Origin of the sequence: Polaromonas sp. JS666, from assembly GCF_000013865.1 — a bacterium.
GTDB lineage: Bacteria > Pseudomonadota > Gammaproteobacteria > Burkholderiales > Burkholderiaceae_C > Polaromonas.
In genome coordinates, this window is sequence record NC_007948.1 from 3,714,769 (window position 1) to 3,733,678 (window position 18,910).

At 63.0% G+C, this 18,910-nt stretch carries 18 protein-coding genes; 5 read left to right on the plus strand and 13 right to left on the minus strand.

What is annotated here, in order from left to right; all coding sequences use genetic code 11:
* The first annotated feature begins 1 nt into the window (after position 1).
* Entirely contained in the window at positions 2-454 is a 453-nt protein-coding gene (locus tag BPRO_RS17550; RefSeq protein WP_011484415.1) for a response regulator, read from the plus strand.
* Between the two features lie 47 nt (positions 455-501).
* Here BPRO_RS17550 and BPRO_RS17555 read toward each other — a convergent pair whose 3' ends face one another.
* Complete coding sequence (locus BPRO_RS17555) at positions 502-1,467, minus strand: LysR family transcriptional regulator (protein WP_011484416.1); 966 nt, start codon at positions 1,465-1,467, stop codon at positions 502-504.
* A 112-nt stretch (positions 1,468-1,579) separates the two neighbouring features.
* Between BPRO_RS17555 and BPRO_RS17560 the strand changes: the two genes are divergently transcribed.
* Both BPRO_RS17560 and BPRO_RS17565 read left to right on the plus strand, forming a co-directional pair.
* The gene (locus BPRO_RS17560; protein WP_011484417.1) at positions 1,580-2,881 is read left to right on the plus strand and encodes an L-fuconate dehydratase; all 1,302 of its coding nucleotides are present in this window, start codon (positions 1,580-1,582) and stop codon (positions 2,879-2,881) included.
* Positions 2,882-2,944: 63 nt separating this feature from the next.
* Positions 2,945-3,901, plus strand: coding sequence for a tripartite tricarboxylate transporter substrate binding protein (locus tag BPRO_RS17565; protein WP_011484418.1), 957 nt, complete (start codon positions 2,945-2,947; stop codon positions 3,899-3,901).
* A 223-nt stretch (positions 3,902-4,124) separates the two neighbouring features.
* Here BPRO_RS17565 and BPRO_RS17570 read toward each other — a convergent pair whose 3' ends face one another.
* From BPRO_RS17570 to ettA, 3 genes are all read right to left on the minus strand, one after another.
* Complete coding sequence (locus BPRO_RS17570) at positions 4,125-5,303, minus strand: DUF4382 domain-containing protein (RefSeq protein WP_011484419.1); 1,179 nt, start codon at positions 5,301-5,303, stop codon at positions 4,125-4,127.
* Positions 5,304-5,705: 402 nt separating this feature from the next.
* Positions 5,706-6,242 (minus strand): DUF1415 domain-containing protein, encoded by a 537-nt coding sequence (locus BPRO_RS17575; RefSeq protein ID WP_011484420.1) that lies wholly within the window; start codon positions 6,240-6,242, stop codon positions 5,706-5,708.
* A 188-nt stretch (positions 6,243-6,430) separates the two neighbouring features.
* Positions 6,431-8,092, minus strand: coding sequence for an energy-dependent translational throttle protein EttA (ettA, locus tag BPRO_RS17580; protein ID WP_011484421.1), 1,662 nt, complete (start codon positions 8,090-8,092; stop codon positions 6,431-6,433).
* Between the two features lie 370 nt (positions 8,093-8,462).
* On the opposite strand from ettA, the gene BPRO_RS17585 reads away from it, so the two are divergent.
* Positions 8,463-10,202: a DEAD/DEAH box helicase gene (locus BPRO_RS17585; RefSeq protein WP_011484422.1), complete on the plus strand. Its 1,740-nt coding sequence runs from the start codon at positions 8,463-8,465 to the stop codon at positions 10,200-10,202.
* The gene (locus BPRO_RS17590) at positions 10,144-10,773 is read left to right on the plus strand and encodes an NAD(P)H-binding protein (RefSeq protein ID WP_232291425.1); all 630 of its coding nucleotides are present in this window, start codon (positions 10,144-10,146) and stop codon (positions 10,771-10,773) included. Before BPRO_RS17585 ends, BPRO_RS17590 begins: the two co-directional genes overlap by 59 nt.
* Before the next feature lie 29 nt (positions 10,774-10,802).
* On the opposite strand, the gene BPRO_RS17595 is transcribed toward BPRO_RS17590, so the two are convergent.
* The 9 genes from BPRO_RS17595 to BPRO_RS17635 form a co-directional block, all read right to left on the minus strand.
* The gene (locus BPRO_RS17595) at positions 10,803-11,186 is read right to left on the minus strand and encodes a hypothetical protein (protein WP_041390001.1); all 384 of its coding nucleotides are present in this window, start codon (positions 11,184-11,186) and stop codon (positions 10,803-10,805) included.
* A gap of 55 nt (positions 11,187-11,241) precedes the next feature.
* Complete coding sequence (locus BPRO_RS17600) at positions 11,242-12,291, minus strand: L-idonate 5-dehydrogenase (protein WP_011484425.1); 1,050 nt, start codon at positions 12,289-12,291, stop codon at positions 11,242-11,244.
* 67 nt (positions 12,292-12,358) lie between these two features.
* Positions 12,359-13,129, minus strand: a complete 771-nt coding sequence (locus BPRO_RS17605; protein WP_041388918.1) for a glucose 1-dehydrogenase — start codon at positions 13,127-13,129, stop codon at positions 12,359-12,361.
* A gap of 44 nt (positions 13,130-13,173) precedes the next feature.
* Positions 13,174-13,728, minus strand: a complete 555-nt coding sequence (locus BPRO_RS17610) for a gluconokinase (protein WP_011484427.1) — start codon at positions 13,726-13,728, stop codon at positions 13,174-13,176.
* Positions 13,721-14,791 carry an ABC transporter ATP-binding protein gene (locus tag BPRO_RS17615; protein WP_011484428.1) on the minus strand — a complete coding sequence of 357 codons (1,071 nt, stop codon included), beginning with the start codon at positions 14,789-14,791 and terminating at the stop codon, positions 13,721-13,723. Before BPRO_RS17615 ends, BPRO_RS17610 begins: the two co-directional genes overlap by 8 nt.
* Before the next feature lie 18 nt (positions 14,792-14,809).
* Positions 14,810-15,661, minus strand: a complete 852-nt coding sequence (locus tag BPRO_RS17620; protein WP_011484429.1) for a carbohydrate ABC transporter permease — start codon at positions 15,659-15,661, stop codon at positions 14,810-14,812.
* A gap of 82 nt (positions 15,662-15,743) precedes the next feature.
* Positions 15,744-16,559 carry a carbohydrate ABC transporter permease gene (locus tag BPRO_RS17625; protein ID WP_369794711.1) on the minus strand — a complete coding sequence of 272 codons (816 nt, stop codon included), beginning with the start codon at positions 16,557-16,559 and terminating at the stop codon, positions 15,744-15,746.
* Positions 16,560-16,690: 131 nt separating this feature from the next.
* Positions 16,691-18,067, minus strand: a complete 1,377-nt coding sequence (locus BPRO_RS17630; protein ID WP_011484431.1) for an ABC transporter substrate-binding protein — start codon at positions 18,065-18,067, stop codon at positions 16,691-16,693.
* A gap of 43 nt (positions 18,068-18,110) precedes the next feature.
* Positions 18,111-18,854 carry a FadR/GntR family transcriptional regulator gene (locus tag BPRO_RS17635; protein WP_011484432.1) on the minus strand — a complete coding sequence of 248 codons (744 nt, stop codon included), beginning with the start codon at positions 18,852-18,854 and terminating at the stop codon, positions 18,111-18,113.
* Positions 18,855-18,910 lie beyond the last annotated feature (56 nt).

Here is an 18,910-nt window from a genome sequence, read left to right on the forward strand (position 1 = left end):
CATGAACATTTCCGCGCCTGACATCCTGCTGGTTGAAGACAGCCCCACTTCAGCCGAACTATTCGTGTTCGCCCTCGAGGCCAACCAGTCGGCCGCCACCATCCAGGTCGTGCGCGACGGTGTGCAGGCCCTGGACTTCCTGCTGGGTGGCGCCACCCCATCCGGGAGCGCTGGCAACGCCCTGCCTCGTCTGGTGTTGCTGGATATTCACATGCCGAGGCTTAACGGGTTCCAGGTGCTGGAGCGCCTGCGTGCCGATGAGCGGACGCGGTTTCTTCCGGTGGTGGTCCTTAGTTCCTCCGACAAGGAGTCGGACAGGCGCGAGGCCTATCGGCTTGGTGCCAATGGCTGCATCTCCAAGCCCATGGGGTTCAAGGACTCTTGCGAAGCTATCGCCCAGCTCGAACGCGAGTGGCTGGGGGCGGTCGTGCCTGCGCAGAATCCACCGGAATGACTATGCAATTGCTCTCCCCATCTGCGACATGATCACGAAAATTTCACCTAGGCAGCCTGCCGCTGCAGGATGCTGTCGCGCAGCGCGTGCAGAAAGCCCTTCACCGCGGGCGACAGGTCTTTTTTTCTGCGCGTGATGATGCCCAGCTTGGCCATGGACATCGGCAGTTCCACCGGCAAGATCGCGACCAGCCCATAGTTCGCATAGTGCTGTGCCACGTCCAGCGGAACCACCGAGATCATGTCGCTGGCCTCCAGCAGCGAGGTGGTTGCGAGGATGGACGAGGTCTCGACGATGTCGGGGGGCGCCGCCAGGCCGGCGTGCTGCAGCGCCTGCTCGACGCGGCGCCGCATCGGGCTGCCCAGCGGATGCAGGATCCAGGTTTGCGCGACCAGGTCGGCCAGCGTCACCTTGGCGAGGTCAAGCAGCGGATGGCCCGGCCGCGCCACCACGCTCATCGGTTCGCCCTCCAACTGCTCGATCTCCAGATCCTCGTCATAAAACTGGTCCGGCAGGCGCCCCAGCACCACATCGAGGTCACCGCGCAGCAGCGCCGGCATCAGCAGGTCGCTGGTGTCGACCTGCAGGGAAACGCGCACGCGCGGGTGGCCGGCCTTGAAGCGCGCCAGGCCCTGGGTGAGCAGGACTGGCGTGGCGCCCATGACGCTGCCGATGCGCACCAGCCCGGCCGCCCCTGCAGCCAGGGCCGCCATTTCGTCACCGGCGTACTCGAAATCGTGCAGCACGCCGCGCGCGTAGCGGATCATCACCTCACCGTACACCGTGGGCTCCATGCCGCGCGAGTGCCGCTCAAACAGCGCCACGCCCAGGCCTTCTTCGAGCTGCTGCAGCAGCGCCGTGGCAGCGGGCTGGGTGGTATGAATGGCCGCCGCCGCCCGCCGGAGGTTGCGGTGCTCATCCAGGGCGTTCAGCAGCATGATTTGCCGGCTCTTGATGCGCAGCCGGCGAAACAGGTTGGCGGGAACGGGTGGGCTATCGGTGATCGGGTCCATTGTGATATCAAAAATAGTATCGCAATATACCAAAATAAGATTGGATTGATATCGCCAATCTTTATAAGCTGTGCCATCCATTTCAACCATTTCAACCACAGGCAAGGCAAACGTGACTACAACCATCACCCGGCTCTCGGTTCGCGACATCCGCTTCCCCACCTCGCGCTCGCTCGATGGCTCGGACGCCATGAACGCGGCGCCCGACTATTCGGCCACCTACGTGGTGCTGCACACCGACGCCGCGCAAACGCTGGAAGGCCATGGGCTGACCTTCACGATTGGCCGCGGCAATGAAATCTGCGTGGCGGCCGTCAACTCGCTGGCTTCGTTCGTGGTGGGCCGCACGCTCGAAGACATCACCGCCGACATGGGCGCGTTCTGGCGCAACATCACCAGCGGCGACAGCCAGCTGCGCTGGCTGGGCCCCGACAAGGGCGTCATGCACCTCGCGACGGCAGCCATCGTGAACGCCGTCTGGGATCTGTGGGCCAAATCGCAGGGCAAGCCGGTGTGGAAGCTGCTGACCGACATGAGCCCGGAGCAGCTGGTGCGCTGCCTGGACTTCCGCTTTGTCACCGACGCGCTCACACCCGAGGAGGCCGTGGCCCTCCTGCGCCGCCAGGCGCCAACCAAGGCCTTGCGCGAGAAGGAAATGCTGGCGCAGGGCTACCCGGGCTACACCACGTCGGCCGGCTGGCTCGGCTATTCCGAAGACAAGGTGCGCCGCCTGGCCCGCGAAGGCGTGGCTGAAGGCTGGACGCACTTCAAGCAGAAGGTCGGCGGCAACATCGAGGAAGACATCCGCCGCGCCACCATCCTGCGCGAAGAGATAGGCTGGGACCGCAAGCTGATGATGGACGCCAACCAGGTGTGGGAAGTGGACGAGTCCATCACCAACATGCGGCGCCTGGCCGCCTTCGAGCCCTGGTGGATCGAGGAGCCGACCAGCCCGGACGACATCCTCGGCCATGCGGCCATCCGCGCGCGCATCGCACCGATTGGCGTGGCGACCGGCGAACACTGCCACAACCGGGTGATGTTCAAGCAGTTGCTGCAGGCCAAGGCCATCGATTTCTGCCAGGTCGACGCGGCCCGCCTGGGTGGCCTGAACGAAGTCCTGCTGGTGGTGCTGATGGCTGCCAAGTTTGGCGTGCCGGTGTGTCCGCATGCCGGCGGCGTGGGCCTGTGCGAGTACGTGCAGAACGTGTCGCTGTTCGATTACATCGCAGTCTCGGGCTCGCTGGAGAACCGTGTGCTGGAGTACGTGGACCACCTGCATGAGCACTTCATCGACCCGGTGGTCATCCGCAAAGGCCGCTACATGCCGCCGCAACGACCGGGCTACAGCATCGAGATGCATGCCGCGACCCTCAAGGAGTTCGAGTTCCCGAACGGCTCCGCCTGGGCCTGAAGATCCTGAACTTCACGTTCCTTCAAATTATCACGACATCGCTACTAACAAAGAGAGACAAGCATGAAGACATTCACTTCCCGCATCCTGGCTGGCCTGCTGTGCGCCCTGGCCCTGCCTGCCGCCGTGCTGGCCCAAGCCACCTACCCCAGCCGGCCAATTGAGCTGATCGTGCCCTACCCGGCCGGCGGCGGCACCGACGTGCTGGGCCGGGCCTTCGCGCTGGCGTCGGTCAAGCACCTGCCGCAGAACCTGATCGTGGTCAACAAGCCCGGCGCCAGCGGCGCCATCGGCTGGGCCGACGTCATCAATGGCAAGCCGGAGGGCTACAAGGTCGCCCTGCTCGCGACCGACCTGATGACGCAGCCCAACATGGGCCTGACCAAAATCACCCATGAGGACTTCATCCCGATCGCCCGCCTCAACTACGACCCGGCGGCCATCACGGTGCGCGCTGATGCGCCGTGGAACACCGTCGAGGAATTCCTGGCGGCTGCGAAACAGGGCGACTTCCGCGTGGGCAATGGCGGCAACGGCTCGACCTGGCATCTTGCCGCCGCGGCCGTGGAAGACAAGACCGGGGTGAAGTTCAACCACATTCCGTTTGCCGGCGCTGCACCGGCCGCGCTGTCCCTGCTGGGCGGGCACATCGAGGCCATCACGGTGAGCGCGGCGGAAGTCTATGCCTACACCTCGACGGGCAAGCTGAAAACGCTGGCCGTGATGTCCGAGCAGCGCATCAAGGGCTTCGAGAAAGTGCCGACGCTCAAGGAACGCAACATCGACATTTCCATCGGCACCTGGCGCGGCCTGGCCGTGACCAAGGGCACGCCGCCCGAGATTGTCAATGTGCTGCGCGCAGCGACCGCGAAGATCGTGACCGAACAAAGCCTGCGTGACGCGCTGGACCGCCAGAACATGGGCTACGCCTATGCCGAAGGCGAGGCCTTTGGCGCCGTCATGGCCAGGGACCATGCTTTTTACAAAGGCCTGATCAACAAGCTCGGCCTGAAGCAGTAAGCACAAAGCAACCACAACGCAGAAAAGAGGCAGGGTTCCTGCCTCTTTTCTCTTTTCTCTTCTCGTTTGGGTTGCGATCGCTCCAGGGGCATCGCCCGCCGCGATGGCTGTACAGGAAGCCTGCTCGCCGGCGCTCCGGAAAATACCCGTGGAGCGCCGGCGGTCCAGCCGTTTTTTCTGGCTGCTCAGGCTTCAGGGCCTGCCAGCTTCCTCTTCTGATGACTCAGGGGAAAGTGAAGTTGGTGGTGATCGTGGCACCAGACGTCAACACAGGGCGTATGGCCGTCTTGTCCGCAAATCCGGTCAGGCTTGCCCGCAGTGTGTATTGGCCAGCCGCACCCGCGTCGGCCACAAATACCAGCGGGCCGGGTACTACCACGTAGGGCGCCACCTGCGGCGCATCGACGGGCAGCAGGTAAGCGTAATTACCCAGCCCATCCACAAAGCGCCCCGCCACTTCCACCGTGGTGCCGCCCGTCAGGATCTGTTGCGCACGCACCAGGGTGTCCAGCACCAGCGGTGCGGTGCCGTTCACTGTGCCGTTCACGGTACCGGTGGCGGAAACCGCCGGGTTGAGCGCGGTGCCGGAGGTATTGAGGGCTGTCACCGTGTCTGTCACCACGGGCACGCTGGTGACGACGGCCGTGGCGCGGCCCGATCCTGTGAGCACCAGCGTATAGCTGCCCGGGGCAACCGGTTGCAGCAGGAAGGTGCCGTCGCTCCTGGGCGTGGTGGACTTGATGATGACGCCGCCCTGCTGCAGGGACACCGTGGTCGTGCCGTTCACTATCGACGCGTTCACGAATCCGGACACGCCGGAGATGTAGCGCGGAATCATGATGAGGACCGGCTTGAGCAGGTATTGACCCGAAGTGCCCGCGTAAACCACGGACTTGCAGGCATCGAAGTCGAGCACGAAATCGGCGAGCCTGTTCGGGGCGATGTCAATGTCAATATTGGTTTTGAGGCCGGACTGTTGACCGCTCGGTGTCTTGAGCGCCACCTCGGCTTTCGTGTCAGTGAACACCACGGAATTGGCCAGCGGATTGCTTCCGCTATTGGCAGTCAGGACCAGCCTGAGTTGCGTGTACTTGCCCGCGGGCAAGGGTGTCTGGCCGAGTTCGTCGAGAACCCCGTTGGTCAGGTCCAGCAGGTTCACGCGCCTGGCAGGATTGAGCACGATTTCAGCCCAGCCGCCGTCCGCGTCGCCGGCGCTGTCACTCTTGTGCACGCGAACTTTCTCTATCGTCACATTGACGGCGTCGTAGCCGCAAGCCGGCGCGTCGGTGAGCGCCAGTCGAAGGGTACCGTTGCTGGCACCGCCGCCACCACCGCCGCAGGCCGCGAGGCCCGCCACGAGAAGACCGCCCAGGGCCAGTCTTAGAGATTGAAGTAGCTTCATGGAACACCTCATTCAGGTTGATTTGTCGGGACAGTCAGCGGAGCCGGGAGCGAATCCATCGCGCCGCTCGGTAAGCCTACCGATGGCTGCGATACCCGCCCTGTAGGACGCCGCCCCAATCCTGTGCATGTTCAATGCGGGTGAAGCCGTCGGCGGATACGCGGCCTGAAAGCCGCCGGGCGAGCCAATCAAAAAGGAATGAGGGGAGTGCGCTGGCCAAAGCAGAAGCCGGCGTGCCCCGGCAGCGTCATGGCCTCGCCGCGTTCATACGCGACGGGCAGGCCGGGTGGGGCGAACGCCCTGGCTTCGGGAAGCAACAACAGCACCGACCGGCTGCGCAATCAGGTCAACACGTCAGCGCATCAGCGCACGCGGCTGACTAATTTGCCTTACCGCCTCGCCTTACAACCCCAGGGCCTTCCACCCTTGCAGCCCCAGTTTTTCCAGCGTCGCAATGTTCTGCTCGAAAATCGCATCAGCCTCGGGAAAGGCTGCCACCGCACGCTCCACACTGCCCTCGCGCAGCAAGTGCAGAATGGCAAACGGCGCGCGGTTGGTGTAGTTGCTGATGTCGTCGGGCTCGGTACCGTCAAACTGGAAGCGCGGGTGGAAACTCGCCAGCTGCACCACGCCCTCCAGCCCGTGCTCATCCACCACGCCCTCTGCAACCTCCAGGAAATCATTGAAATCCAGGAAGTCGCCGAACAGCGTCGGGTGAATCAGCAGCGTGGTGTCCACCTCTTGCGCCGGTGTGGCCACCAGCAGGTCGAGCTCGCGGTCCAGCTCTTCGAGCAGGTCGTCGGCATGGCGCGCATGGCTCACCACCAGGCGCACCTGGTTCTTGACGTACACCGCCTTGGCAAACGGGCACAGGTTGAGCCCGATCACGGCTTTTTCGAGCCAGTGACGGGTTTGAGTCAGGACTTCGTCGTCGGTCATACCTATCTCCGCAGAAATTTTGCTCGCATCGGTATTGCTCCCTCTCCCTTTGGGAGAGGGCGGGGGTGAGGGCCTTCGGCCTTCAACCAAGCACAGTGCAACATCACACGCCGCCAGCCCTCATCCCGACCTTCTCCCAGAGGGAGAAGGAGTGGGCTGCTGCGCTCCAGTAGAGCGACCGCGAGAACTTAATGCAATGCCTTGAAGCGCACGCGCTTCGGCTTGGCGCCTTCTTCACCCAGGCGCTTCTTCTTGTCGGCTTCGTATTCCTGGTAGTTGCCGTTGAAGAAGGTCCACTGGCTGTCGCCTTCGGCCGCAAGGATGTGCGTGGCAATGCGGTCAAGGAACCAGCGGTCGTGGCTGATGACCATGACGGAGCCGGCGAATTCGAGCAGTGCGTCTTCGAGCGCGCGCAGGGTTTCCACGTCGAGGTCATTGGACGGTTCGTCAAGCATCAACACGTTGCCGCCAGCAATCAGTGTCTTGGCCAGGTGCAGGCGCCCGCGCTCGCCGCCCGACAGCATGCCGACGCGTTTTTGCTGGTCGGCGCCGTTGAAGTTGAAGCGGCCCGCATACGCGCGGCTGGGCATGGTGAATTTGCCGACGGTGAGCAGGTCGAGGCCGCCCGAGATATCTTCCCAGACGGTTTTTTCGTTGGCCAGGTCATCACGGTGCTGGTCCACAAAAGCCATGCGCGCTGTCTTGCCAATCACCACTTCGCCGCTGTCCGGCTGCTCTTTGCCGGCAATCAGCTTGAACAACGTGGACTTGCCCGCGCCGTTGGGGCCGATGATGCCGACGATGGCGCCGGCCGGCACCTTGAAGCTCAGGTTGTCGATCAACAGGCGGTCGCCGAAGGACTTGCTGACGCCCTTGAACTCAATGACCTCATTGCCCAGACGCTCGGCCACCGGGATGAAAATCTCGTTGGTCTCCACGCGTTTCTGGTATTCAAAATCAGACAGCTCTTCAAAACGTGCCAGACGCGACTTGCTCTTGGCCTGTCGCGCTTTCGGGTTCTGGCGTGACCACTCCAGTTCCTTTTTCAGAGCCTTGGCACGGGCCTCTTCGCCCTTTTGCTCCTGGGCCAGACGCTCGCCTTTTTGATCCAGCCAGCTGCTGTAGTTGCCTTTCCAGGGGATGCCATGGCCGCGGTCCAGTTCCAGAATCCACTCGGCCGCGTTGTCCAGGAAGTAACGGTCATGGGTGATGGCAACCACCGTACCCGAATAGCGCTGCAGAAACTGCTCCAGCCAGTCCACCGATTCGGCGTCCAGGTGGTTGGTCGGCTCGTCGAGCAGCAGCATGTCGGGCTTGGACAGCAGCAGGCTGCACAAGGCCACGCGGCGTTTTTCGCCACCCGACAGAACACTGATCTGGGCGTCCCAGGGCGGCAGGCGCAGCGCGTCGGCGGCGATCTCGAGCTGGTGCTCGGAATCCGTGCCCGAGGTCGCGATGATGGCTTCCAGGCGAGCCTGCTCGGCGGCCAGGGCGTCAAAGTCGGCATCGGGCTCGCCGTAGGCGGTGTACACCGCTTCGAGCTGGGCCTTGGCGGCAAATACCGCCCCCATGCCGGCCTCGACACTCTCGCGCACCGTGTGCCCAGGGTCGAGCTTGGGCTCCTGCGGCAGGTAGCCGATGTTCAGCCCCGGCATGGGGGTGGCTTCGCCTTCTATCTCGGTGTCCAGGCCAGCCATGATCTTGAGCAGCGTGGACTTGCCGGAGCCGTTGGTGCCCAGCACGCCAATCTTGGCGCCAGGGAAAAAGCTGAGCGAAACCTCTTTGAGAATTTGACGCTTGGGCGGCACGATTTTGCCGACCTTGTTCATGGTAAATACGTACTGGGCCATCAGGATCAACTTTGGTAAAAATGAAAAACAATGCAAGAAAACGGGCTGCACACGGCCTGTAGCTGCTATTTTTACAGGCTTTTTGCAGAGTCATCTGCAGGCTAAAACCACGCGCTGCGCCTCGGGGGCAACGCCTTTTGGCAAGGCGTGTTTTTTGCGTGAATACTCCGATTATCGTTCCGTGCGACAATACGCGGGTTGCTGGCTCCAGTTGCCTGCAACATTTGGGCACATCCCGGGTATTACTTTCAGTAGTTGCTTACGATGTTTTTTGGCCCGATTTTCTGATCCCATCTGCCTTTGACTGGCGGGTTGCTTTCAAACAAGGCACCCAACAGGCCGATCTATAGCACCCCAGCGGTGCAACACCATGACATTTGAAGAATTGAAATTGGCTCCGGCCATTCTTAAAGCCGTGCTTGAGCAGGGTTACGACACCCCCACGCCTATCCAGGCCCAGGCGATTCCCGCCGTGCTGGCCGGCAGCGACCTGCTCGGCGGCGCCCAGACGGGCACCGGCAAGACCGCCGCGTTCACCCTGCCCATGCTGCAGCGCCTGTCTACCGAACCCCGGCTGACCAACCGACGCGGCGTCAACGCCGTGCGCGCCCTCATCATGACGCCGACCCGCGAGCTGGCCGCGCAGGTTGAAGAAAGCGTACGCACCTACGGCAAATACCTGGATCTCACCTCCATGGTGATGTTCGGCGGTGTCGGCATGGGGGCGCAAATCGACAAGCTGCGCCGCGGCGTGGACATCCTGGTGGCCACCCCCGGCCGCCTGCTCGACCATGCAGGCCAGGGCACGCTGGACCTGAGCCAGGTACAGATCCTGGTGCTCGACGAAGCCGACCGCATGCTCGACATGGGCTTCATCCACGACATCAAGAAGGTGCTGGCGCTGGTGCCCAAGCACAAGCAGTCGCTGCTGTTCAGCGCCACCTTCAGCGACGAGATCCGCGAACTGGCCAATGGCCTGCTGCGTGACCCCCTGCACATTCAGGTGACGCCGCGCAACACCACCGTGCAGCGCATCACGCAGACGATCCATCCGGTGGGCCGCAGCAAAAAGAAGGCGCTGCTGACCCACATCATCAACGAGCACAACTGGAGCCAGGTGCTGGTGTTCACGCGCACCAAGTTTGGCGCCAACAACGTGGCCGAGCACCTGACCAAAAACGGCATTGAAGCCATGGCCCTGCACGGCAACAAGAGCCAGACCGCCCGCACCCAGGCGCTGCAGGGCTTCAAGGACGGCACGATTCGCGCACTGGTCGCCACGGACATCGCAGCCCGCGGCATTGACATCGACGAATTGCCGCACGTGGTGAACTACGAGATTCCCAACGTCAGTGAAGACTATGTGCACCGCATCGGCCGCACCGGCCGCGCCGGCAACAGCGGCGAGGCGGTGAGCCTGGTGTGTCTGGATGAAGAAGGCTTTATGCAGGACATCGAGCGCTTCACCAAGCAGAACATTGAAAAAGTGCTGGTGCCCGGCTTTGAAGCCGAGCCCGGCGAAAGAGCCGAGCCGCTGGCCATGGGCCGCCAGACCATCTGGGGCGGCCTCGGTAAACCCCCAAGCCGTGACGTGATGCAGGCCGCCGCGAAAGCAGCGCGCAGCGAAATGATGCAGCGTATCCGTGACACCAAAGGCGCCCAGCCTGCGCGCGGCGCGAGTGGCGGCGGTAATGGTGGCAATGGCGGCAACGGAGGCGGCCGCGGACGCGGCCCCGCCGGTGGCGGCAATGGCAGTGGTAATGGCAGTGGACGCGGCCCGCGCACCCCCAATCCGGGTCAGCCGCGCCAGAATTCCGGCTATTCGCAAGGCGGCCAGCCTGCCCAGCCGAGACATGCTCAGGCGCGGCAACGCGACGAGCAACCCCGTGCGCCAAGGAATGACTCACGCAGCGAGCCTCGCAATGACTTCGACAACCAGCAGCCCGCCAGCCACGCCTCGTCCGGATTCCCGTCTTCCGGCCAACCCACTGGCAACCGCAACAACTTCCGGGGCAACCGCTCCGGCGGTGGCGGCGGCTCGGGTGGCGCTGGTGGCCGGGGCAACGGGCCTCGTCGGCCAGGCGGTCCTGGCTCGTTTACTGGCCGATAAGGCTTACTCGACGGTCCACACTGTGGGCCGTCGCGCACCAGCCCGGCAGCACGCCCGACTGGTGGTGCAGGTGACGGATTCGTTCAACGGATTCAACGCACCGGCGGTCGATGACGTCTTCATCGCGCTGGGCACCACGATCAAGGTGGCGGGCAGCCGCGAGGCTTTTCGCAACGTTGATTTTGATGCGGTGGTGGCAGTGGCACGCGCTGCTCGCGCCGCCGGCGCCACCCGCCTGGGTGTCGTCAGCGCCATGGGTGCTGATAGCCGGTCGCCGGTTTTCTACAACCGCGTCAAAGGCGAAATGGAAGATGCCGTTAAGGGCTTGGGGTTTGAGACCGTGGTGATCGCGCGTCCCTCCCTGCTCGCAGGCGACCGCGCCTCGCTGAGGCAGGCGCAACGCCCCGGTGAAAAATGGGCGCTGGCCGCCATGACTTTGTTCAAACCGCTGATCCCGAACAATTACCGGGCCATCCCGGCGGACGATGTGGCCGCCGCGCTGATCGCTGCTGTACAGATTGGCCAGCCCGGCCCTCGCGTGCTGCTTTCAGGCGAGATGCAGTCGCACTGAGTTTTCCGGGCCTTTTACACCCTCAGCCCTCAACCCTGCACGAACAGGGTCACCAGTGGATCCGGCCCCACCTGGCGGCTCCAGTGGCCATGCACTGCCGCGTCAAAGGTGGCGCCCGGCGGAAGCACGTCGGCTGAATAAAAATGCTCACCGGGCTTGAACACCCGCGACACCCCGCCCTGCAAACCAATCTCCATCTGTCCACCCAGAATGACGACCCACTGCGGCGTCCCCGTGCAATGAAACTGGCTGCGAAACCCGACCGGGCTGTGGCGTAGCTGGTAGCCTGTGGACGGAAGCACCGGCGACAGCAGGGCTTGCGGCGAGCCCTCCGTCAATGCGACCGCTTCCTCGCGGAATTTCGCGCGGCCGTCGGTGCCGGTGTACAGGGTGACTTTGGTGAAGGTGGTCAATGAAATCTCCGGTGTCGTCTTGTTGTAGCTATCAAGGTCGGGGCTGCGCACATTGTCATGCCGCCGCCGGCGCATTGAAATCGATGAGCACTTTCAGCGCCCGGCCCTTGTCGCCCGCCAGCTTGAAGGCATCCGCCGCCTGGTCGAACTTCAGGGTGTGCGTGATCACCGGCCGGCCGTCGATGAGGCGCTGGTTGAGAAAGCGCACCGCGACCGCAAACTCCTGATGAAAACGGAAGGTACCGCGCACATCCAGTTCCTTGGCCACCAGCAGGTTCATCGGCACGCTGATATCGCCGCCCAGGCCCACGATCACGACCACGCCGCGCGGCGCCATCACATCCAGCCCGCCGCGCAAGGCCTTGTCGCTGCCGGAAGCTTCGAACATCACCTCGATCATGCCCTTGTTGAGCGCATAAGGCGCCAGGCCGCCGGGGTGACGGGCTAGGTTGATGGTCTCGTCCGCACCCAGCGTGGCGGCGCAGACCAGGGGCACGTCGGCAATGTCGGCTGCAATGATGTGCGCAGCACCGGCACGCCGCAGGCCGGCAATCAACAGCAAGCCGATCGGACCGCAGCCCGTGACCAGCACGCGCTTGCCAAACACCGAGCCGGCGCGTGTGATGGCATGCAGGCCGACCGACAGCGGCTCGGCCAGCGCCGCCTCGGCCAGCGGCAGCTCGTCGGCGACCAGATGGGCCTGGCTGGCATCAATCACCAGGTGCTCGCGAAACGCGCCCTGCACGTGGGGGAAGCGCATGGCACTGCCGTAAAAGCGCATTTCCATGCAGTGGTTCTGCAAACCCAGGTTGCAGTAGCGGCAGGTGCCGCAGGGCCGCGAGGGCGACACCGCAATGCGCTGGCCAACCTGGAATTGTGTGACGGCGCTGCCCACCGACTCGATCGCGCCCGACACCTCGTGCCCCAGCACCATGGGCTCCCGGATGCGCACGGTGCCAAAGCCGCCGTGCTGGAAGTAGTGCAGGTCCGAGCCGCAAATGCCGCCATAGGCAATGCGCACGCCGAGCTCGGTCGGGCCTGGCTGGTCGGACACGAACGTGTCAAAGCGCAGATCCAGCGGAGCGTGGCAAACAAGTGCGCGCATGAATTTCTCCTCAAATAGCAAAGTCGGTCAAAAAGTCAAAGAGTCAAAAAATTAAAAAGTTAAAGACTCAGAGGGTGGCGGTCACGCCGCCGTCGACGTACAGGATGTGGCCATTGACAAAGCTCGATGCATCGCTGGCCAGGAACACGGCCGCGCCACCCAGGTCCTCGACGTTGCCCCAGCGCCGGCTGGGCGTGCGTCCGATCAGCCAGGCATTGAACTGCTCGTCGGCCACCAGTTTCTCGTTGAGTTCGGTCCTGAAATAGCCGGGCCCGAGGCCGTTGACATTGATGCCATGCGGGCCCCAGTCAATCGCCATGCCTTTGGTCAGCATCTTGACCGCACCCTTGCTCGCCGTATAGGGTGCGATGTTGGGCCGGCCCAGCTCGCTTTGCACCGAGCAGACGTTGATGATCCTGCCGCGGCGGCGCTCTATCATTTTGCGTGCCACGGCCCGGCCCATGAAGAACACGCTGTCGACGTTGGTGCGCATCAGCTCATGCCACTGCTCGGTGGAAAATTCGTGCAGCGGCATGCGGCGCTGCATTCCCGCGTTGTTCACGAGAATCTCGATGGCGCCGAGGGTGCTCTCGATATCCTGCACCGCGGCCTCTACGGCCTCGGCCTGCGTGACATCAAACATCCGCGTGTGGACCTGCAGCCCTTCGCTGCGCAACACGCCTGCCGCCTGTTCCAGCCTGCCGGCGTCCCGGCCATTGAGGACCAGCGTGGCGCCGGCCTGCCCAAGCGCGCGCGCCAGCGCGAAACCGATGCCGGCGGAAGATCCGGTGATCAGCGCGAGCCGGCCGTCCAGCCGGAAGGGATTCGAAGTACTCATGGGAGTGCTCGTGGGAGTGCTCGTGGGAGTGCTCATGAAAATGCTCATTCAGTGCGGTGGGAAACCGTCATCGCCACGGCTGCGGCGATGACATCGGGGGGCGTCGTGATGTTGAAGGCCAGTGCGTTCTCGCTGGCGTCGGGCGCCTCGAGTGTCGCCAACTGGCTGTCCAGCAAGGTGGCCGGCATGTAGTGGCCAGCGCGCTGCGCCATTCGTTCGGCCAGCAGAGCCCGTTCGCCATGCAGGTACACAAAACGCACGGCGGGCGAGCCCTGGCGCAGCACATCGCGGTATGAGCGTTTCAGGGCCGAACAGGAAAGCACCAGGCCACGCCCCGCGAGGCGCGCCTCGCGGATACGATTGGCCAGCACCTTGAGCCAGCCCTCGCGGTCGGCATCGGTCAGCGGTACGCCGGCAGCCATACGGGCCACGTTCTCGGCAGAGTGCAGTTCATCGCCCTCGATAAACTCCAGCCCGAGGCGGGTGGCGAGTTGCGACGCAACCGTGCTCTTGCCACTGCCGCTGACGCCCATCACGACGAAAATATCCGGCTCCATGACACGCGGAACGAACGTGCGCTCTCCGCTTTCTTCAGTCAACCCGGTCGCCGCTGGCAGCATCGAACACATGGGCCTTGCCGGCCGCGATCTCCAGCGTGACGAGTTCATCCGGCTGGACATTGGTACGCCCATGCATCACGACGATCAGCTGTTCATCGCCCACCTGCAGCAGCAGCTCGGTCTCCGCGCCGGTTGGCTCCACCACAATGACCTTGGCCGCGATGCCCTGGCCCGTGGTTGAAATCTTCAGATCGCCCGGCCGGATGCCATAGTTCACCGCCTGACCGTCGTGGCCGTGCTGGAGAACGCCTACCGGCCAGCGGCTGCCCTGAGCCTCGACCCAGCTGCCGCCCTGGCCCTGGCGCAATACACCGTTGAGCACGTTCATCGCCGGCGAGCCGATGAACTGCGCCACAAAGAGATTGGCAGGCCGGTCGAACAGGGCCAGCGGCGTGCCTATCTGTTCAATGATGCCATCGTGCATCACGACGATGCGGTCGGCCATGGTCATGGCTTCGATCTGGTCGTGCGTGACGTAGACCGTGGTGGTTTTCAGCCGCTGGTGCAGCGCCTTGATCTCGGCACGCATGGCCACGCGCAGTTTGGCGTCCAGGTTGGACAGCGGCTCATCAAACAGAAACACCTTGGGGTCGCGCACGATGGCCCGCCCCATCGCGACGCGCTGGCGCTGCCCGCCCGAGAGCTCGCGCGGGAAGCGGTCGAGCAAGGGGTCGAGGTTCAGGATGCGCGCCGCATTGCCAACGCGCTTATTCGTCAGGTCGTCGTCGGCCTTGCGCAGCTTCAGGCTGAAAGCCATGTTGTCGCGCACCGTCATGTGCGGATACAGCGCGTAGCTCTGGAACACCATCGCGATGTCGCGGTCCTTGGAGTCGAGGTCGTTGACCACCTTGCCGTCGATCGCGATCTCGCCGCCACTGATTTCCTCCAGCCCGGCCAGCATGCGCAGCAAAGTCGACTTGCCGCAGCCCGAGGGGCCAACCAGCACGACGAACTCGCCATCGGCAATGTCGAAGCTGATGCCGTGAATGATCTTGAACTTGCCGAAACTCTTTTCAATTTTCTGGAACGATACGGATGCCATGGGGCTGCCCCTTTTTGCTCAGCTCTTGACAGCGCCGGCCGTGAGGCCAGACACCATGTAGCGCTTGAATGTGTAATAGATTGCCGCCGGCGGCAGCGCGTAGATCAGGCCTGTTGTCATCAGCAGTTCCCACGGCGAATCGTCGGCCGACAGGAAGTTGCCGAGCGCCACGGCCAGCGTGACACTGGTGTCGTTGGACAGCAGCAGGAACGCATACAGGTACTCGTTCCAGGCCAGCAGCAACGCGTAGGTACCCACGGCAACGAGCGATGGCACCATCAGCGGCAGGTAGACCAGGCGGAAAAGCTGCAGCGCCGTTGCACCATCCATCTTGGCGGCCTCGTCGAGTTCGTACGGCAGCTTGTCGGAGGCCTGCTTGAGCACCCAGATGCAATACGGCGAGGCGATCGTCACCATCGCCAGGATCAGCGCCCACTGGCTGTTGAGCAGGCCGTAGTTGCCCATGGTCTTGTACATGGGCACGGCCAGGAATGCCGCCGGAATGAAGTAGGTGAACAAGGCCATGTTCATGACCGTGCGGCCGCCGGGAACCCTGAGCCGGCTGATCGCAAACGCCGCCGCCGTAGACACGGCCAGCGTCAGGAAACCGACCGACAGCGCAATCACCAGGGAGTTGCCCATCTGCACCCAGAAGTGGTCGAGGTAGAAGTGCTTCTGATGAAAAACAAAAGAGAAGTTGTCCAGCGTCGGGTTCTTCGGCCAGAGCCGGCCCGAGGTCGCCTGGTCGCGCGGCGAGATGGCGAACAGCACCATGTGGTAGATCGGAATGATGGTCCACAAGAGCACGGGAATGCCGATCAGCAGCAGCTTGGCCTCGGTGGCCACAGTCTTGAAGGTGATACGTTTCATTTGGAGCTCCGACGAGCCGCATCCAGGAGAGCAAATACGCCCTCGGAGGCAGCGCAGTACGCGCGGCGACAAGCGTAGAGGTTCATTTCGAGAGCCGTTTCATCATGAAATAGACCAGCGGCAGCACCAGCGGCAGCGCCACGACGATGGAGGCCAGCGACAGGTCGACCTGGTCTAGCCGCAGGTAGCGGATGCCCAGCGTGGCCAGCACGTGCGTCAGGTCAGCCGGGCCACCGCCGGTGAGCAGGTACACGCTATTGAAGTCGCCCAGCGTCCAGATCATCGACAAAATGGTGGACGTCAGGTAAAGCGAACGCATGGACGGCCAGGTGATGAAGCGGAACTTCTGCCAGTGCGAAGCGCCATCCACCGACGCCGCTTCGTATTGTTCGGCCGGAATCGCCATGCGGCCGGCCAGCAGGATCAAGGTCCAGAAGGGCAGCGATTTCCAGATGTGGGCCAGCATGGAAAACGACAGCGCCAGCGTCGGGTCGTTGAGCCAGTTCGGGCCGTCGATGCCGGTCAGCTTGAAGATCAGGGTGTTGATCACGCCCCACTCGGGATTGAGCATGAAGCGCATCGACAGGATGGTCGGGATCGAGGGTACGGCCCAGGGCAGGATGAACACCAGCGACAGCCACTTGACCCACCAGCGTGTATTCAGGAAGAAGCCCGAGAGAAACAGCGCGACAATCATCTTCAGATTCACCGAGACGATGATGAACACGACGCTGTTGACCATCGTGCGGAAAAATATCGGATCGGCGAAAAGTCGCACGTAGGTTTGTGGCTCCCGCGCCAGCCACAAACCGTAGCCCACCGGGTAAATCACAAACACCAGAAAAATCAGCAAGTACGGAATGACCAGGATCATCCCCCATCGTTCCCACGACGTCATGCCCTTGCTGGCAGACTCCGCGGACGGGCGCACCTGGTCTACAGTGATAGTGCTCATGGCATCGCTCCTCGCGCAACCGCTCCCGCGAGGGGAACGGTTGCGCGGCTTTCTTTGATGAACAGACTTGGCTCTTAGTTCGCGACGGTCTTGATGCGGGCGATCATTTCGTCGACCGCCTTGTCAACCGGCACTTTCTCGTTGAGAACCCGGTTCGCGGCCTTGGCCCAGACGTTCTCGTTGTTGAGAACGGTGAACTTGTAGTTCTTGGTGAACTCGAAATTCACCGTGCCGGCCGTGAACTGGTTGTACACGGCTGTGCGATGCGGATCGGCTTTCCAGAACGGGCGCTGCTGCGCCGCCTTCATCACCGGGAACCAGCGGCCCAGCGAGCCCTCGACGTACGGCGTGAGGTTTTCATCCTGCAGCAGGAAGGCCACAAACTCCTTGGCGCGGGCCTTGTTCTTGGCCTGGCTGAAAACCACGCCGGTCTTGATCGCGGCACGATAGACCATCTTGCTGCCATCGGGCTTGCTCGGGAAACCGGCGGTGCGGATGCGCTCCGTGTAGTTCTTCTTCGCGATCTCCCGATCCTCGGGCTTCAAGGCGGCGTTGTTCATGTCATCGAGCCATTTGGCCGCGATCGAGATGGTCGCATTGTGGGTGAGGACGGTCGTTTTGTTGTGGAAGGCGACGTTGTTGTCCGGGTCTTTCCAGCTGGTCGACGACGGTGGCGTGCAGCCCCTGGCGTAAATCTGGGTGTAATCGGTCAGGGCGCCGATGAGGCCGGCGCGCACCTTGGGATCATCCACCAGCAGCTTGCCGCTGTCGCTGACCAGGCTCACGTTATAGGCGTCCATGAACGTGAGGAAGGAGTAGAACGAGTCGCTGGAATCCACGCCCAGCGGCTGGCCGATGCCGAAAGTGCGGTTGCCGCTTTTCTGACGATAGGCCGGCTGCACCTTGTCGCACCAGAAGGACCAGTAGTCCTTCCAGGCCGTCGGAATGTCCGACTCCTTGAACCCGGCCTCCGCCAGCATGTCAGCCCAGTACTGGATGTGCATGGTCTGCTGCTTCATCGGGAAGGCGTAGTACGCCCGCGTCTTGGCCTGGTCGTTGTACAGGAAGGCGGTCTCGACCGTGTTGGGCGCGAACTTGGCGCGCATGGGATTGATCACGCTGCTGATGTCTTCGAGCTTGCCGTCGAAAGCCCACTTGCCCGTGACCTGGAAGTCATAGACGTCCGCATAAGCCACGTCGGGCGGGTTGCCCGAGTCGAGCGCCGCCACGGTCTTCGGAATCATGTCCTGAATCGGGTATTGCGAAAGCTCGATCTTGACACCCTTGTGCTTGTCTTCGTACTTCTTGATGGCCGCAAACAGGGCATCGTCTTCGGCCTTGTAGAAGCCCTTGACCCACCAGACGGTGAGTTTCTCCTGGGCTGCTGCATGGCCGCCGGCTAAAAGCGCCGTGGTCATGAACGCCGCTGTGGCAAGTAGTTTGAACTTCATCGACAGTCTCCTTCTTTGGTTGGTGAGGAAAAGCTTACGGGAATCAGGCCGCCTTCAACGGCAAAGCAGGTCGGTGGACGCGGGGCAGGCGGCGGCGGGAACCGAGCACCTGCTCGATGTCCTTGTGCGCCCCTTCGATCAACACCAGCACGGCGCGCTCGGCCTTGACCGGATCGCGCGCCACCACGGCATCGAGCACGGCACGGTGCAAGGGCAGCGAGCTGCGCGGACCGTCCTTCTTGCTCGTGGAGATTTCGAAACTGGTGCGCAGCAGCGCGCCCAGCGCCTTGCTCATCTGCACCAGCATGCGGTTGTGCGAGGCGCGCAACAGCCCCTGGTGAAAACGCAGGTCGCTGGTCACATAGTCGCCGCCGCCCATCACGGCGCGATGCATGCCGGCATAGGCCTCTTCGATTTCAGCAATGTCGGCATCGGTAGCGCGGGTCGCCGCCAGCTTCACGGCCGCCGGCTCAACCACCAGGCGCAGGTCCTGCAGGTCGCGGATGAACTCGGGTGACAGGCCAGCGCGCGACTGCCAGGCAATCACGTCAGGGTCGAACCAGTTCCACTGATCGGACGGCAACACATGCGTGCCGACTTTGGGGCCGGTATGGATCAGCCCCTTGGCCACCAGCGACTTGACGGACTCGCGCACCACCGTGCGGCTGACACCGAGCTGCTCGCACAACACCGGCTCGGGCGGGATCGACTGGCCGACCGCATAGCGGCCCGCGACGATGGCTTCGCCTAGCAGGTCTACCGTGTTGCCGTGGACGTTTTTGATCATGTTCGGGGAGTCAATTGCGTTGCTATCATATGATGATTAGAGCCCCGAAAACCTAT

Bases quoted from the DNA above. Each gene is read 5' to 3' on its own strand.
- BPRO_RS17550 (WP_011484415.1), top strand. From the start codon at position 2: ATGAACATTTCCGCGCCTGACATCCTGCTGGTTGAAGACAGCCCCACT.
- BPRO_RS17555 (WP_011484416.1), bottom strand. From the start codon at position 1,467: ATGGACCCGATCACCGATAGCCCACCCGTTCCCGCCAACCTGTTTCGC.
- BPRO_RS17565 (WP_011484418.1), top strand. From the start codon at position 2,945: ATGAAGACATTCACTTCCCGCATCCTGGCTGGCCTGCTGTGCGCCCTG.
- BPRO_RS17570 (WP_011484419.1), bottom strand. From the start codon at position 5,303: ATGAAGCTACTTCAATCTCTAAGACTGGCCCTGGGCGGTCTTCTCGTG.
- BPRO_RS17575 (WP_011484420.1), bottom strand. From the start codon at position 6,242: ATGACCGACGACGAAGTCCTGACTCAAACCCGTCACTGGCTCGAAAAA.
- ettA (WP_011484421.1), bottom strand. From the start codon at position 8,092: ATGGCCCAGTACGTATTTACCATGAACAAGGTCGGCAAAATCGTGCCG.
- BPRO_RS17585 (WP_011484422.1), top strand. From the start codon at position 8,463: ATGACATTTGAAGAATTGAAATTGGCTCCGGCCATTCTTAAAGCCGTG.
- BPRO_RS17600 (WP_011484425.1), bottom strand. From the start codon at position 12,291: ATGCGCGCACTTGTTTGCCACGCTCCGCTGGATCTGCGCTTTGACACG.
- BPRO_RS17605 (WP_041388918.1), bottom strand. From the start codon at position 13,129: ATGAGTACTTCGAATCCCTTCCGGCTGGACGGCCGGCTCGCGCTGATC.
- BPRO_RS17615 (WP_011484428.1), bottom strand. From the start codon at position 14,791: ATGGCATCCGTATCGTTCCAGAAAATTGAAAAGAGTTTCGGCAAGTTC.
- BPRO_RS17620 (WP_011484429.1), bottom strand. From the start codon at position 15,661: ATGAAACGTATCACCTTCAAGACTGTGGCCACCGAGGCCAAGCTGCTG.
- BPRO_RS17625 (WP_369794711.1), bottom strand. From the start codon at position 16,559: ATGACGTCGTGGGAACGATGGGGGATGATCCTGGTCATTCCGTACTTG.
- BPRO_RS17630 (WP_011484431.1), bottom strand. From the start codon at position 18,067: ATGAAGTTCAAACTACTTGCCACAGCGGCGTTCATGACCACGGCGCTT.
- BPRO_RS17635 (WP_011484432.1), bottom strand. From the start codon at position 18,854: ATGATCAAAAACGTCCACGGCAACACGGTAGACCTGCTAGGCGAAGCC.